The sequence below is a fragment of the Peteryoungia rhizophila genome, from assembly GCF_004912145.1.
GTDB lineage: Bacteria > Pseudomonadota > Alphaproteobacteria > Rhizobiales > Rhizobiaceae > Allorhizobium > Allorhizobium rhizophilum.
Genome location: NZ_STGT01000003.1, coordinates 609,004 through 622,699, shown reverse-complemented (window position 1 = coordinate 622,699; position 13,696 = coordinate 609,004). Strand labels below are relative to the sequence as shown.

Sequence of the window (13,696 nt, the reverse complement as noted above, 5' to 3'; positions counted from 1 at the left end):
GAGCCGCAGAACCCCACGATTTCCCGGGCATTCTGGCCTTCGATTGCATCTTGTCACCGCCGATCATGCCGGAGCCTTGACCAAGGCTTTGGCTGTAACCTATCTCCTTCTCTGGCGCCGCAGCATGCGAGGGCGACTGCGCGCGGCTGGATAGGTGAGAACGGAGACGGATATGGCTCGCAACATCAGTGCAATCGGCCTTCGCCGCCAGCTCTTCTTCTGGCTGGTCGCGCTTGTCGTCTTCGTCGGCTTCCTGATGCTGTTCTCGTCCATCCTGCTGCCTTTCATCGCCGGCATGGCGCTCGCCTATTTCCTCGATCCAGTCGCCGACCGGCTGGAGCGTATCGGCCTGAGCCGCCTGATGGCGACGGTGGTCATCCTCGTCTCATTCGTCGTCGTCTTCGTGCTCTCCCTGATGATCATCATCCCGGTGCTCGCCAGCCAGCTCAATGAATTCATCCAGCGTGTGCCCGGTTACATCACCCAGCTGCAGACCTTCATCTCGACATCGAATGCTTCCTGGCTGCCGGATTGGGTGGATGGACAGATGGGCACGATCCGGGAGAATTTCTCCCGCTACCTGAGCGAAGGGGTCGGCTTCCTCGGCACCCTGGTCGAGCAGATCTGGAATTCCGGCAAGGCGCTGCTCGACATCGCCTCTCTTCTGGTTGTAACGCCGGTTGTGGCCTTCTACCTGCTGCTCGACTGGGACCGCATGATCGAGAAGGTCGACAGCTGGGTCCCGCGCAATCAGCTCGGCACGGTGCGCCAGCTGGCGACCGAACTCGACAACACGATCGCCGGCTTCGTGCGCGGTCAGGGCTCGCTCTGCCTGATCCTCGGCATTTTCTATGCGATCGCGCTGTCGGTCGCCGGCCTGAATTTCGGCCTGCTGATCGGTTTCTTCACCGGCCTGATCAGTTTCATTCCCTATGTCGGCTCGACTGTCGGCCTGTTGCTCGCGGTCGGTGTCGCCTTGGTGCAGTTCTGGCCGGATTTCATCTGGATCGGGGTCATCGCCGGCATATTCTTCCTCGGGCAGTTCATCGAGGGCAATATCCTGCAGCCCAAGCTGGTGGGCAAAAGCGTCGGCCTGCATCCGGTCTGGTTGATGTTTGCGCTCTTCGCCTTCGGCGCGCTCTTCGGTTTCGTCGGCGTGCTTGTGGCAGTGCCGGCTGCTGCTGCCGTCGGCGTCCTTGTTCGTTTCGCCATCTCGCGTTATCTTGACAGCGATCTCTATTACGGAACGACGCTCGACCTTGCGCCGCCTTCCTCCGCCGTCGGCGAGATCGCACTCCCAAGCTCCAGAGACGTATCCGAGACGTGAATGACTGATGCCAAGATGGCTCCCGAAAAGCGCGGAGCCGCCGAACAGTTGCCGCTCGCCTTCGAGCATGGCTCTGCCACCGGCCGCGATGACCTGCTGGTTTCCGAGCGCATGGCCGCTGCCGTGTCGATCGTCGATGCCTGGCCCGACTGGCCGTCGCCGGTGGTCATCCTCACAGGCCCGGAAGGCTCGGGAAAATCGCATCTTGCGCAGATCTTTCGAGACATAAGCGGTGCGACCGACATCCTGCCGCAGCCGGGCGAGGGGGCATCGCAAGCAGCAGCCACAGGTCCTGTCCTCTTCGAGGATGCCGACCGCCGGGGCTTCGACGAGGTCGAGTTGTTCCACGTCATCAACGCGGTGCGCCAGCATGGCACCACGCTGCTGATCACCTCGCGCAGCTTTCCGCCCTCGTGGAACGTGCAATTGGCAGATCTCAATTCGCGCCTGAAGGCGGCGACCGTGGTCGAGATCGGGACCCCGGACGAGGACCTGCTGGGGCAGCTGATCGCCAAACTCTTCGCCGACCGGCAGCTTTACATCGATGACAAGATCGTCGGTTATATCGTCAGCCGCATGGAGCGTTCCTTCCTCGCCGCGCAGGTGGTGGTCGATCGCATGGACAGGCTGGCGCTCGCCAGGCGGGTCAAGATCACCCGAAGCCTGGCGGCAGAGGTGCTGGAAACGCTGGAGGCGGCCGACGGTACGGATTGATCGTCACAGATCTGTCGTCAAACTGTTATAATTGGCCGGGAACGACAACGAAGGGACGGAATCATGGACAGCGCGGTACACGGCACGGGCGGCGATAGCGGCGCGGAGGCAGCACCCGCCGAGGACCTGCTGAACAGTCCCCTGCGCTTCATCAACCGGGAGTTCTCCTGGCTGCAGTTCAACCGGCGCGTTCTCGAGGAAACCCTGAATACGGCGCACCCGCTGCTGGAGCGTGTGCGCTTTCTCTCAATTTCGGCGGCCAATCTCGACGAATTCTTCATGGTCCGCGTCGCCGGCCTCGAGGGTCAGGTCCGCCAGGGCATCGTCATCAAGAGCCCTGACGGCAAGACACCGGCCGAGCAGCTCGAAGACATCCTGAAGGAGATCGACAATCTGCAGATGGAGCAGCAGGCCTCGCTGGCCGTTCTGCAGCAATACCTCGCCCAGGAGGACATCCTGGTCGTGCGCCCCGCAGCGCTTTCCGAAGCGGATCGAAACTGGCTCGCGACCACCTTCGAAGAGTCTATCTTCCCGGTCCTGACGCCGCTCTCGATCGATCCGGCGCATCCTTTCCCGTTCATCCCCAATCTCGGCTTCTCCATGGGCCTGCAGCTCTGCTCGAGCCGCAACGGCGATCCGATGACGGCACTTCTGCGCCTGCCGACCACGCTCGACCGTTTCATCCGGCTGCCGGACGAAGCCAACACGATCCGCTACATCACGCTGGAGGACATGGTTGGCCTCTTCATCAACCGGCTTTACCCGGGCTACGAGGTCAAGGGCTTCGGCACCTTCCGCATCATCCGCGACAGCGATATCGAGGTCGAAGAAGAGGCCGAGGACCTCGTTCGCTTCTTCGAGACCGCACTCAAGCGCCGCCGCCGTGGTTCGGTCATTCGTATCGAAGTAGACTCGGAAATGCCGGTGGCACTGCGCCAGTTCGTCGTGCATGAGCTGGGTGTCGCCGACAACCGCGTCGCGGTGCTGCCGGGCCTGCTGGCGCTCAACACGATCTCCGAAATCACCAAGGCGCCGCGCGACGACTTGCGCTTCGATCAGTACAACGCACGTTTCCCCGAGCGCGTGCGCGAGCATGCCGGCGACTGCCTCGCGGCGATCCGCGAGAAGGACATGATCGTCCACCACCCCTATGAGAGCTTCGACGTCGTCGTGCAGTTCCTGCTACAGGCCGCCCGCGATCCGGATGTGCTGGCGATCAAGCAGACGCTATACCGCACATCGAACGACAGCCCGATCGTGCGCGCCCTGATCGATGCTGCCGAAGCCGGCAAGTCGGTGACGGCCCTGGTCGAACTCAAGGCCCGCTTCGACGAAGAGGCGAACATCCGCTGGGCACGCGACCTGGAACGCGCTGGTGTGCAGGTGGTCTTCGGTTTCATCGAACTGAAGACCCATGCCAAGATGTCCATGGTCGTGCGCCGCGAGGACGGCAAGCTCCGGACCTACTGCCACCTCGGCACCGGCAACTATCACCCGATCACTGCAAAGATCTATACGGACCTGTCCTTCTTCACCTGCAACCCGAAGATCGCCCATGACATGGCGAACATCTTCAACTTCATCACCGGTTATGGCGAGCCGGAGGAGGGCATGAAGCTGGCGGTATCGCCGCATACCCTGCGCCCACGCATCCTCAAGCACATTCGTGAGGAAACGGAGAACGCCAAGGCAGGGCGGCCAGCCGCGATCTGGATGAAGATGAATTCCCTCGTCGATCCCGAGATCATCGATGCGCTCTATGCGGCGAGTGGCGCCGGCGTCGAGATCGATCTCGTCATCCGCGGCATCTGCTGTCTGCGCCCGCGCGTGCCAGGATTGTCCGACAATATTCGCGTCAAGTCGATCATTGGCCGTTTTCTCGAGCACAGCCGCATCTTCTGCTTCGGCAACGGCCATCGCCTGCCCTCGGAAAATGCGCTGGTCTATATTGGCTCTGCCGACATGATGCCGCGCAATCTCGACCGCCGCGTCGAGACGCTGGTGCCCCTGATCAATCCGACGGTGCATGAACAGGTTCTCTCCCAGATCATGCTGGGCAACCTGATTGACAACCAGCAGAGCTACGAGATATTGGCCGACGGAACGTCACGCCGCATCGAGGTGCGACAGGGTGAGGAACCTTTCAACGCCCAGCACTATTTCATGACCAATCCCAGCCTCTCGGGCCGGGGTGAAGCCTTGAAGTCGAGTGCACCGAAACTGATCGCCGGCCTCATTTCCGGCAGGAAACGATAACACTGGTACCTCATGACAAGATCTGAAGCCCAGGGGCGCCTTCCCGGTATCGCCCCTGTCTCCGTTGTCGACATTGGCTCAAATTCGATCCGTCTCGTGATCTATGAGGGGCTGGCCCGTGCCCCGACGGTTCTGTTCAACGAGAAGGTCCTCTGCGGACTCGGCCGGGGCGTGGCCATGACGGGCAGGATGGACGAGGACGGTGTCGAGCGCGCCCTCGCAGCCCTTCGGCGTTTCAGGGCGCTCTCCAACCAGGCCCAGGCGACGCGTATGTATGTGCTCGCCACCGCTGCCGCCCGCGAGGCCTCCAACGGTCCCGATTTCATCGCCCGTGCTGAAGAGATCCTCGGCCACGAGATCCTCGTGCTGACCGGCGAGGAGGAGGCGAAATACTCAGCTCTCGGTGTGCTCAGTGGCTTCCACGACGCCGACGGCATCGCAGGCGACCTCGGCGGCGGTTCGCTGGAACTCATCGATATCCACGGCAAGGGCTTCGGCAAGGGTATCACGCTGCCACTCGGCGGCCTGCGTTTGTCGGAATCGGTCGATGGATCCTTGTCCAAGGCCCGCACGCTCGCGAAAAAGCTCATCGGCGATGTGTCTTTGCTCAAGAAGGGGCAGGGGCGCACCTTCTATGCCGTCGGCGGAACCTGGCGCAATATCGCCAAGCTCCACATGGAGATCCGGAAGTATCCGCTGCACATGATGCAGGGTTACGAGCTGCCTTATGACGAGATCGCCTTCTTTCTGGAGGAAATCATCTCGGGTGCCAACAGCCGCGATCCGGCCTGGTCGACGATCTCCAAAAGCCGCCGTAACCTGATCCCCTTCGGTGCGATCGCGATGCGCGAAGTCATCGAGGTGATGAAGCCGAAAAGCGTCTGCTTTTCCGCTCAGGGCGTGCGTGAAGGTTATCTCTACTCTCTGCTGCTCGACGAGGAACAGGCACTCGATCCGCTGGTCGAGGCGGCCGACGAACTGGCCATCCTGCGTGCCCGCTCGCCCGAGCATGCCCGTGAACTGGCCGACTGGACGGGCCAGATGATGCCCTTCTTCGACATCGCGGAGACGGAGGAAGAAAGCCGCTACCGCAAGGCCGCCTGCCTGCTCGCCGATATCAGCTGGCGTGCCCATCCGGACTATCGCGGGCTGCAGGCGCTGAACGTGATCGCCCACTCCTCCTTCGTCGGCATCACCCATCCGGGCCGCGCCTTCATCGCGCTCACAAATTACTATCGCTTCGAAGGTCTGCACGACGACGGCCAGACAGGTCCGCTGGCCGCGATCGCCACCGAACGCCTGCTCGACCGGGCCAAGCTCGTCGGCGGCATGTTGCGGGTCGTCTACCTCTTCTCGGCATCCATGCCCGGCGTGGTCCATAACCTCACATTCCGCCGATCTGACAATGCCGATCTCGACCTCGAATTCGTCGTGCCGAAATCCTACCAGGAATTCGCAGGAGAACGGCTGGATGGGCGCCTGATGCAGCTCTCTAAACTGACGGGCAAGCGCCTGGCCTTCGTCTTCGAATAGCGCGAACACCGTTTGCCAGACGAAATGAGAGCGGGCCGGGACCCGCTCTCTTCGTTTCAGGCGTCTAGCTTATTTGGCGGCGAGGAAATCGCCGACTTCGAGCAGGACGAACTCGTTGTCGTCTGCCTTGTCCAGTGCGCGGCCGGCCGAGAAGGGCAGGTTGTTGTCGTTGCCCACGACGATATGGGTCGGATCGACGACATCGACATTCTCGATGGTGACGAAAGGCATGTCATAGAAGCCTTCGCCGCCGCCCTGACGCTTCTTGTTGTCGGGGTCCTCGATCTTCATCAGGTCGATGTAACCGATCTTGCGCACGGCCTTGCCGGCATTCTCTTCCGTCATCTCGATCTTGTAGATGCGCTTGTGCTTGGCCGGAACGGCAAAGCAGTCGGCAGCCGGAGCCTTCGGATCGGCGCAAGCCTTTTCAACCACACCCGCGCCATTATCGCGCTCGATGACCAGTGCCGTCGTCTCGTCGATCATGTTGAAGTCGCCGATCGCTTCGCCGCCTTCCGACAGCAGATAGAGCCATGTCTTGCCGGTCCAGGCCTTGGAGGCCGCATCGAGCTCGATGATCCGCAGAGCCGTCAGGCCATCGGCCTTTTCGACGGAACCGTCTTCGAGATAGAGCGGGCCTTCGAGCATGCCATAGAGCTTCGTGCCGTCCTTCGACATGGCCAGGCCCTCATAACCGCCGGAGCGCTTGAGGTTGAAGACGGGCATCTTGGCGGTCGGGTTCGCCGGAACAACGAGCGTCGGATTGTCAGGCGACTTCACCTCGATCTCGCCGGCTTTGGTGGCGATGACATCGGTCAGTGCACCCTCGGTCGAGAACTTCAGCATATAGGGGCCCAGCTCTTCACCGACCCAGAAGCCATCGGCGACGGGCTGGATGGATTCAACGTCGAAATCCGCACCCGTCAGATAACGCTTGTCTGAGCCTTCCATGACGATCGGGAAGGGAGCCTTCTTGTCGGGATCGGAGAGGAAGAGCGTCTTCTCGACCGTTACCGCGCCGGCATCCCAGTCGAAGGTCAGGTGGTGCAGCATCAGCATGGCATCGCTGGAATTGTTCTTCGAGCCGAAGCCGTTGTCGGAGAGGCTCCAGAACGTGCCGTCTTCCATGCGCTTGATGCCGGAAAAGCCTTGCAGCGGCTGGCCGTCGAAGGGAAGCGAAAGACCCGTCAGGCGCACGCCATCCTTGCCCGGCACGCTGCCGAGTGCGTCCGCACGCTTGCGGTCTGCGGTCGAGAACTTGCCGGAGGTCTTGAGATAATCGGGCGCATCGGCAGGGGCCGCGATGATCGTGTTCGCCGGCAGGATGGCATGGTTGACGAGCTTGGCCGGGAAAGTCTTCTCCTCGGCCGAGGCCTGGGAGACGAAGAGGATGAAGAGCGCGGCAGAAGTCAAAAGGGATCGGGTCATGGCGTCACCTTGTTGGAAGGGAGGAAACGCCGCTGTCCTTAAGGAGCCTTCATGTCGCACCGATTGCCGTTGGGTGAAGTTTCAATGACGCCACCCGTTACCCACAGGCTAGCCGAGCCAAGCGGGCAGGTGGCCTCGATCTTCACCGGTCACGGCGGCCTCCACACAGACAGCGAGGCTGCCGAAGCGCATGGTCCGCCCGGTGAGGCCTGGGCCGTAATGGGCATATTTGCCGGAGTTGGTCATGATGGTCAGAGCATCGACCGGAATGATCGGCTCGGTCACCATGCACCAGCAGGTGTCGTTGACGAGGGTGACGCCAAAGGCGGTGAGCAGAGCCACATCGCCTGTGGCTTCCGCCTTGGCCATCTCGGCGCGCCCGCAGGTGATGACGAGGGGCACCTGAGGATGACGCGTCTTCCCCCGACAGAGCGCGGCGAGGGCGGCCAGTTCGGTGGCAGAGAAATGTGGATTGCCGAGCGAGACCAGGTGCACCGGACCCGCATCCGCACCGTTCAGCTCGCGCCAGGCCCGCAGCAGGTCGTCGTAGGTGAGTGCAATGGTCGGAAGGTCGAGGGCTACAAAGGCCTTTGGGTCGAGTGCTTCCGGCGTGACGTCAGCGATATGAAACATCGGTGCGGCGGAGGTAGTCGCAAACGCTGCCCCGATGGCCTTTAGCGCGTCCGTGTCCGGTCGATGTTCGGACACCCCTTCGACGAGCGGAATGGTATCCGGCGATACGGTCCCGATCAGATAACCGAGCAACGGCCAGAGGCTGTCATCGACACCCTCAAGCGGTGGCACGGTGACCCGGACCTGCGGCGCGCGCTCCTCCGGCAGATGACAGCCGGCCTTGGGGGCCCGGCCCGTCAGCGCGATCGCGATGTCGAGATAGTCAGGATATTTCATCGTTCGGGCGCCGAGCACGCTGTTGGCATAGACGACGGCATTCGATTCCGCCCAGACGATCTGCTCGTCGCGGACTGGCCGGTCGTCGAGCAGATAGGGCGCACAGGTAAAGGTCGGCTCAGCCCCCATCGCAACATAGGCATCGGCCACTGCCGCTGCCGGACGGCCGAGCGCTTCCGAAACGCCCTGCGCCTGCCAGCGGCGGTGATCGACCGAAATCGCATTCAGCGTCGTCGGGACCACGACGCGACCGCTGAGGTCGCGCAGCTTCTCGGCAAAGGCGAGGCCGCCAGGACCGGTGTAGATGCAGCCGTCGATATGGGCGCGGGTGATGTCGATCAGCTCCTTTGCGCCTTCCAGTACTGCCATCCGGAGCACGATCCGCATGGCGACAGCCGCCGCTTCGCCCCGCTCGCCTCCGAGAATGGCCCTGTCCTTATCCGTGAGCGCGATGTCAGAGCCAATCCCTGCAACGGCGTCGCTGATCCGGACGCGCTTGACTGTCTTCAATGCGGCAAACGCCTCTTTCCCGACAGCGATCACCGGAATGGATCGCCCGAAAACCTCCTCGGCGACGATGATGCCGAGCGTGATGATCGCCTCGGGATGTTCGAGCACGATCGCGGCGGGACCTTGTCCGTTGAGGATCAGTTCGAGGATTACACCGCTGCCGGTGCAGGAGCCACGGCTGGTCGGGAGTACCAGCACGCGGCCCGTCAGTCGCTCGCCGCTCAGCGGGTGATGTCGGTCGATGATCTCGCCGGTCACGGCATCGGCGCCACCCCAGAAGCTGAGCGCCGTATCGGTGAACAGCACCTCGCCCTCGGCTGAGCCTGAAACGAGCACGCGGCCCGTGATGTCGACGGTGTCAGTGAGGCTGCTCATCATTCCGTCTCCGTAAGCGCCAAGACCGCAAAACTGGCCAGCCAGTGTTCGCCCATGTAGTCGCCAACAACATGCGCGATGCCGGCTTCGAGATGCCCATGCGCGGCCTCGAACATCACAGCTCGGCGCGGATCCGTGTCCGGCAGGGTGCTGGCGAGCGATGACCAGCACCAGGCGCGGCTGAGGCTCAAGCCATCGAGATGGGCAATCTTGCCATCCGAGCGGTCGGAAACAGAGGCGGGCGCGAACAGCGTGCACGGCTGGTTGGCTGCGATATCAGGCAGGAAGTCGTCAAACCAACGGGCAAAGTCGGCGGCGGGCAGAAGCCTGCGCATGCATTCCGCCTCGATCAGTGCTGGTGACAGGAAGTCGTCGCCCGAAGGCTCGCCCCAGGCGGGGCAGGTGGTGTCAGGGCCGTACCAGCGAAGCGCCGTGGCGCGCAGGAGATCGAAGAAGGTCTCGTCTCCGACGGTGTCGGCGTAGTCGGCGGCGAGCCTCAGCGCAAAGGCGGTGTTGTAATGCGTGCCTGTTCGCACCGGATAAGTGGCAAGCGGCAGGAAGTCCCGGAACCGCTGGGCGATCCGCAGGGTCAGCGGCGACAACGCCTCGCCCCAGGCTGGATCCTCGTGGCCGTGCAATTCGGCAGCCAGCTTCAGCAACCATCCCCATCCATAGGGACGCTCGTATCCGCGCGCCATCGGCCGGTCGAAATAGGCGCATTCGCCGGCGATCCTGTCCGGCACCAGCATCATGCCGAAGAGATCGCGGATCGCGGGCGCCTCCGGCATCTCGGGATAGAGGCGCAAAAGCCGCGCCAGCATCCAGTAGCCATGCACGCAGGAATGCCAGTCGTAGCTGCCGTAGAAAACCGGATGCAGTTCGGATGGCGTCCTCGCATCGTCAGGCCCTTCGAGCCCATGCAGGATGTGATTGGGATATTCGCGGGTGACATGGCCGAGCGCGATCGTCGCGAAGCGGGAGGCAAGCTCGGATGTCAGCCGCGTAGTCATCCCTTATCTCCCAAATCCAGCCGATCGCCCCAGTCGGCTCGGCGTATGTCCTTGAAGGCCTCGCCATCGCGTTTGCTGAGCGTCAGCTCTGCAGCCGTGCCATCGGTCCGACAGAGCTTGACCCGCCCCACACCGCCATTGACGCGCGGAGGGCTGAGCACCCGGCTGCCGCTCACCTGGACCGGCTCTCGCGAGGCAGCAATGAAGATGTATTTCTCGTCTTCCCACGGCACTTCAGCGCCCTTCGCCAGACGATGCACGCGCGAACGCGCCACACGCCTTGAGAAGTGGCACCAGTCCGGTGCCACGATCGGACAGTCGTGAGAATGCATGCAGGGCGCCACAAGATGTGCACCGAGGAATCGGAGCTTGTCGCGAACGGTGAGAATGCGCTGCCAGCCGGCTGGCGTGCCGGGCTCGATGACGACGAGCATGCCTTGGGTAAGGCTCCAGAGCTTTTCCGTGACGGATCCGATGGTTGCTGGCGGAAGCTCGTCCAGGACATAGGCAAGGGTAACAAGATCGGCCGCGCCCAGCGCCGGGATCTTGGTCGTCACATCGCCGGCCTGCCAGTGGCTCTTGACGCTGCCGGAGGCGGCGAGCTTTTCGCCGACGCTGCGGATCGCGCCGCTCGCTTCCACCATCTCGGCGGAGCTTAGGCTACCCCAGGTGTCTGCGGCTGCCCAGAGTGCTGTGCCGGGGCCACAGCCGAGATCGATCAGGGTCTCCGGCTGGAAATCCGGTGCCGCATCCTCGACCATGGCAAGTGCTGCCCGAACGGCGGCGAAGGTGGCGGGCAGGCGGGTCGCAAGATAGGCCTTGGCGGCAAGCGCATCGTCGATATGAAACCGCCCGTCGCGCACTTCGCGCCGATAGCGATCCGAGAGAATGGCGCTCGCCTTGGCGAGCCGTTCCAGCGGTTCACCCTGGAGCATTTGATCGACGGCGGAGCGGAGCGGGGCGGGAAGTTCCATGGGGTGTCCTCAGCCGCGCCGCGCCGCCCATTCGCGGCGGAGAATGGACATCAGGAGGAAATCTGAGCGGCTGCCGTCGGGCAGAAGCGCTGCCTCGCGCATCACGCCTTCCTGGATGAAGCCGATTTTACGGTAGACGGCCTGTGCCCGGAGATTGCCGCTCACAACGTCGAGCCAGAGGCGATGGGCATTGGTTTCGAGAAAGGCAAAGTCGACGGCGCCCGCCAGCAGTGCTGTGCCGACACCCTTTTCCGGGCTGGCAACCGCGATGCGCTTGACGCAGGCATTGCCGTCGCGCCGTTTGAGATCCATCAGGATGACGAAGCCAAGCGATTGGCCATCGTCATCCTCGCCGATCAGGTACGCAAACGAGGGGTTCGCAAGCTGCGCCATGTGTTCGTCAACGTCATAGCGTCCGATGAACTGGTCATAGCCCGGCTTGCGCTCGGTCTCCATGATGAACGGGATATCGGCCTCCGTTGCGCGGCGCAGGGAAAGCGCCGGCACGGATCAGAACTCCACTGCTTCGACGCGCTTGTCGACGAAGCGCAGGCCGACGCCGCCGGAGATCAGCTTGAGCGCCAGGTCGCCGAACAGCTCCTTGCGCCAGCCCTGAAGTGCTGCCACCTGGGCCTTTTCGCCTTCGGCCGCGATCTTTTCCAGATCGTCGCTGTTGGCGATGACCTTGGAGGCGACTCCATGCTTTTCAGAGGTGAGGCGCAGCAGAACCTTGAGCAGCTCGACGGCCGACTGGGTGCCCTCAGGCGCATGGGCGTGGCGCTCCAGATGCGGCATCTCGGACTTAGGAAGTGCGAGCGCCGTATTGACCTGTTCGAGGATGGCAGCGCCCGAGCTGGACCGCTCCCAGCCCTTGGGGATGGTGCGCAGGCGCCCGAGAGCTTCGGTATCCTTCGGCTGCTGCTGGGCGATTTCGTAGATCGCATCGTCCTTCAACACGCGCGAGCGCGGCACGTTGCGCGAGCGAGCCTCGCGCTCGCGCCAGGCGGCGACATACTGCATGACGGCAAGTTCCGTCGGCTTGCGCAGCCGCATCTTCAGCCGCTGCCAGGCCTGTTCCGGCGGCAGATCGTAGGTCTCGCGGGATTCGAGGATCGCCATCTCTTCGGTCAGCCATTCCGCCCGGCCTTCGGCGTCCAGCTGGCCTTTCAGCTTCAGATAGACGTCGCGCAGATGGGTGACGTCGGCCAGCGCATAATCGAGCTGTTTTTCCGATAGCGGACGGCGGCTCCAGTCGGTGAAGCGGGAAGTCTTGTCGATATGGACGTTTTTAATCTTCTGTACGAGCTGGTCGTAGGAGACCGAGTCGCCGAAGCCGCAGACCATCGCCGCAACCTGCGTATCGAAGATTGGATGCGGCAGAAGATCGCCGAGATGGAAGATGATTTCGATGTCCTGGCGGGCCGCATGAAAGACCTTCACCACCGCCGAATTGGCCATCAGCTCGAAGAAGGGCTTGAGGTCGATGCCCTTGGCCATCGGGTCGACGATGTATTCATGCTCCGGGCTCGCCATCTGGATAAGGCAGAGTTCCGGCCAGAAGGTCGTTTCGCGGAGAAATTCCGTGTCGATCGTGATGAAATCGGATTGAGCGAGGAGGCGGCAGGCCTCTTCAAGCGCGGCAGTGGTATCGATCATTTCGGCTCGGTCATGGAAACTACAGGATCAACCTTAGTTTCCCTTCTGGCCTTGCTTGTCAATATGAACGGCCGGGAAAGCAGACCGCAGCGGGCATCGCAGGGCCAATGTCCCCTTATTCGTCGGGTTTGGCACCCCTGAGAGCCGCGATGTTCTGGCCGTGGACGGCCTCGTAAGGTGCAAAGTAGGTGAGGGTTCCCGCGGCAAGTTCTGGCGCTATGAAGCTCTCGAGGCTCTCGTCCGACAGTCCGGGTTCGTCGAGACGCAAGACCAGCCGCGTGAGATAGTCGCGCGTGGCGGTCACCAGCGACGGCGGATAGCCGCCGGATGCGATCACCTGCTCGTCGCCATGATTGGGCAGGATGCTGGTGAAGTCGAGCTTCGCCAGTCGGTCGAGTTCGGCGATATGACGTGCCGTGTTATCGGGCTCGGAGATATAGGTGACGCTGTCTTCGAGCGTGTCGCCGGCCAGCAGCACGCCGAGATGTGGCAGCAGGAGAATGGTGCCGTCGGCGCTGTGAATGTCGAACTGCATCAGCTTTACCGTGATGTCGCCGACCTCCAGTGTCATCTCGCCGTCAAAGGTCTCGGTCGGCATGACGACCGGATTGATCGGCGGGTCCTTGGCGACGAGCACCTTGCGCTTTTCGATCAGCGTGTCGCGCGTCAGCTTGTTCGACAGGATCGGGCAGTCGAGGAAGCCCGCATTTCCCGCGACATGGTCGGTATGCCAGTGGCTGAGCACGACCCGGATGCTGGTGACGCCGAGGCTGGAGAGATGGCTGCGGATGGCGCGCGCATGGTCGAAGGAAATATGCGTGTCATAGACCAGCGCCTCGGTTCCCGAGACGATCGCATAGCTCGCAACGCCGAGACCGTAAGCGCCGTCGTCCAGCCAGTTGGGTTTTTCCGAATGCAGGCGTTTGCCGGGGATGCGTCCATCGTAATAGGCAAAGATATCAGGATAGGGTTGGAGGATGCGCATCGTCTCGGCAAGGCTCATG

The 13,696-nt window shown here is 62.6% G+C and carries 11 protein-coding genes; 4 read left to right on the top strand and 7 right to left on the bottom strand.

The genetic code is table 11. The features are described 5' to 3' along the window. Window positions 1–172: 172 nt before the first annotated feature. The 4 genes from E9677_RS14170 (at window position 173) to ppx (ending at window position 5,830) form a co-directional block, all read left to right on the top strand. A complete protein-coding gene (locus tag E9677_RS14170; RefSeq protein ID WP_136558712.1) occupies window positions 173–1,327 on the top strand; it encodes an AI-2E family transporter in 1,155 nt (384 codons plus the stop codon). Further along, window positions 1,328–2,041 carry a DnaA regulatory inactivator HdaA gene (gene hdaA, locus E9677_RS14165; protein ID WP_136558711.1) on the top strand — a complete coding sequence of 238 codons (714 nt, stop codon included), beginning with the start codon at window positions 1,328–1,330 and terminating at the stop codon, window positions 2,039–2,041. It begins immediately after the preceding gene. Between the two features lie 63 nt (window positions 2,042–2,104). Continuing rightward, entirely contained in the window at window positions 2,105–4,297 is a 2,193-nt protein-coding gene (locus tag E9677_RS14160; protein WP_136558709.1) for an RNA degradosome polyphosphate kinase, read from the top strand. A 12-nt stretch (window positions 4,298–4,309) separates the two neighbouring features. Beyond that, window positions 4,310–5,830, top strand: coding sequence for an exopolyphosphatase (gene ppx, locus E9677_RS14155; protein ID WP_136558708.1), 1,521 nt, complete (start codon window positions 4,310–4,312; stop codon window positions 5,828–5,830). A 69-nt stretch (window positions 5,831–5,899) separates the two neighbouring features. Here ppx and E9677_RS14150 read toward each other — a convergent pair whose 3' ends face one another. The 7 genes from E9677_RS14150 to E9677_RS14120 form a co-directional block, all read right to left on the bottom strand. Continuing rightward, window positions 5,900–7,258, bottom strand: coding sequence for an esterase-like activity of phytase family protein (locus tag E9677_RS14150; RefSeq protein WP_136558707.1), 1,359 nt, complete (start codon window positions 7,256–7,258; stop codon window positions 5,900–5,902). A 108-nt stretch (window positions 7,259–7,366) separates the two neighbouring features. Then, window positions 7,367–9,052, bottom strand: a complete 1,686-nt coding sequence (gene lhpI, locus E9677_RS14145) for a cis-3-hydroxy-L-proline dehydratase (RefSeq protein WP_136558706.1) — start codon at window positions 9,050–9,052, stop codon at window positions 7,367–7,369. Then, window positions 9,052–10,062, bottom strand: a complete 1,011-nt coding sequence (locus tag E9677_RS14140) for a DUF2891 domain-containing protein (RefSeq protein ID WP_136558705.1) — start codon at window positions 10,060–10,062, stop codon at window positions 9,052–9,054. Before E9677_RS14140 ends, lhpI begins: the two co-directional genes overlap by 1 nt. Then, window positions 10,059–11,036 carry a small ribosomal subunit Rsm22 family protein gene (locus E9677_RS14135; protein ID WP_136558704.1) on the bottom strand — a complete coding sequence of 326 codons (978 nt, stop codon included), beginning with the start codon at window positions 11,034–11,036 and terminating at the stop codon, window positions 10,059–10,061. Before E9677_RS14135 ends, E9677_RS14140 begins: the two co-directional genes overlap by 4 nt. Window positions 11,037–11,045: 9 nt before the next feature. Further along, window positions 11,046–11,543 (bottom strand): GNAT family N-acetyltransferase, encoded by a 498-nt coding sequence (locus tag E9677_RS14130; RefSeq protein WP_136558703.1) that lies wholly within the window; start codon window positions 11,541–11,543, stop codon window positions 11,046–11,048. 3 nt (window positions 11,544–11,546) lie between these two features. After that, entirely contained in the window at window positions 11,547–12,692 is a 1,146-nt protein-coding gene (gene rnd / locus E9677_RS14125; protein ID WP_136558702.1) for a ribonuclease D, read from the bottom strand. 115 nt (window positions 12,693–12,807) lie between these two features. Further along, window positions 12,808–13,695 carry an MBL fold metallo-hydrolase gene (locus E9677_RS14120; RefSeq protein ID WP_136558701.1) on the bottom strand — a complete coding sequence of 296 codons (888 nt, stop codon included), beginning with the start codon at window positions 13,693–13,695 and terminating at the stop codon, window positions 12,808–12,810. Window position 13,696: the final 1 nt, after the last annotated feature.

Coding starts and splice junctions, on each gene's coding strand:
- E9677_RS14170 (WP_136558712.1), top strand. CDS start 173: ATGGCTCGCAACATCAGTGCAATCGGCCTTCGCCGCCAGCTCTTCTTC.
- hdaA (WP_136558711.1), top strand. CDS start 1,328: ATGACTGATGCCAAGATGGCTCCCGAAAAGCGCGGAGCCGCCGAACAG.
- E9677_RS14160 (WP_136558709.1), top strand. CDS start 2,105: ATGGACAGCGCGGTACACGGCACGGGCGGCGATAGCGGCGCGGAGGCA.
- ppx (WP_136558708.1), top strand. CDS start 4,310: ATGACAAGATCTGAAGCCCAGGGGCGCCTTCCCGGTATCGCCCCTGTC.
- E9677_RS14150 (WP_136558707.1), bottom strand. CDS start 7,258: ATGACCCGATCCCTTTTGACTTCTGCCGCGCTCTTCATCCTCTTCGTC.
- lhpI (WP_136558706.1), bottom strand. CDS start 9,052: ATGAGCAGCCTCACTGACACCGTCGACATCACGGGCCGCGTGCTCGTT.
- E9677_RS14140 (WP_136558705.1), bottom strand. CDS start 10,062: ATGACTACGCGGCTGACATCCGAGCTTGCCTCCCGCTTCGCGACGATC.
- E9677_RS14135 (WP_136558704.1), bottom strand. CDS start 11,036: ATGGAACTTCCCGCCCCGCTCCGCTCCGCCGTCGATCAAATGCTCCAG.
- rnd (WP_136558702.1), bottom strand. CDS start 12,692: ATGATCGATACCACTGCCGCGCTTGAAGAGGCCTGCCGCCTCCTCGCT.
- E9677_RS14120 (WP_136558701.1), bottom strand. CDS start 13,695: ATGAGCCTTGCCGAGACGATGCGCATCCTCCAACCCTATCCTGATATC.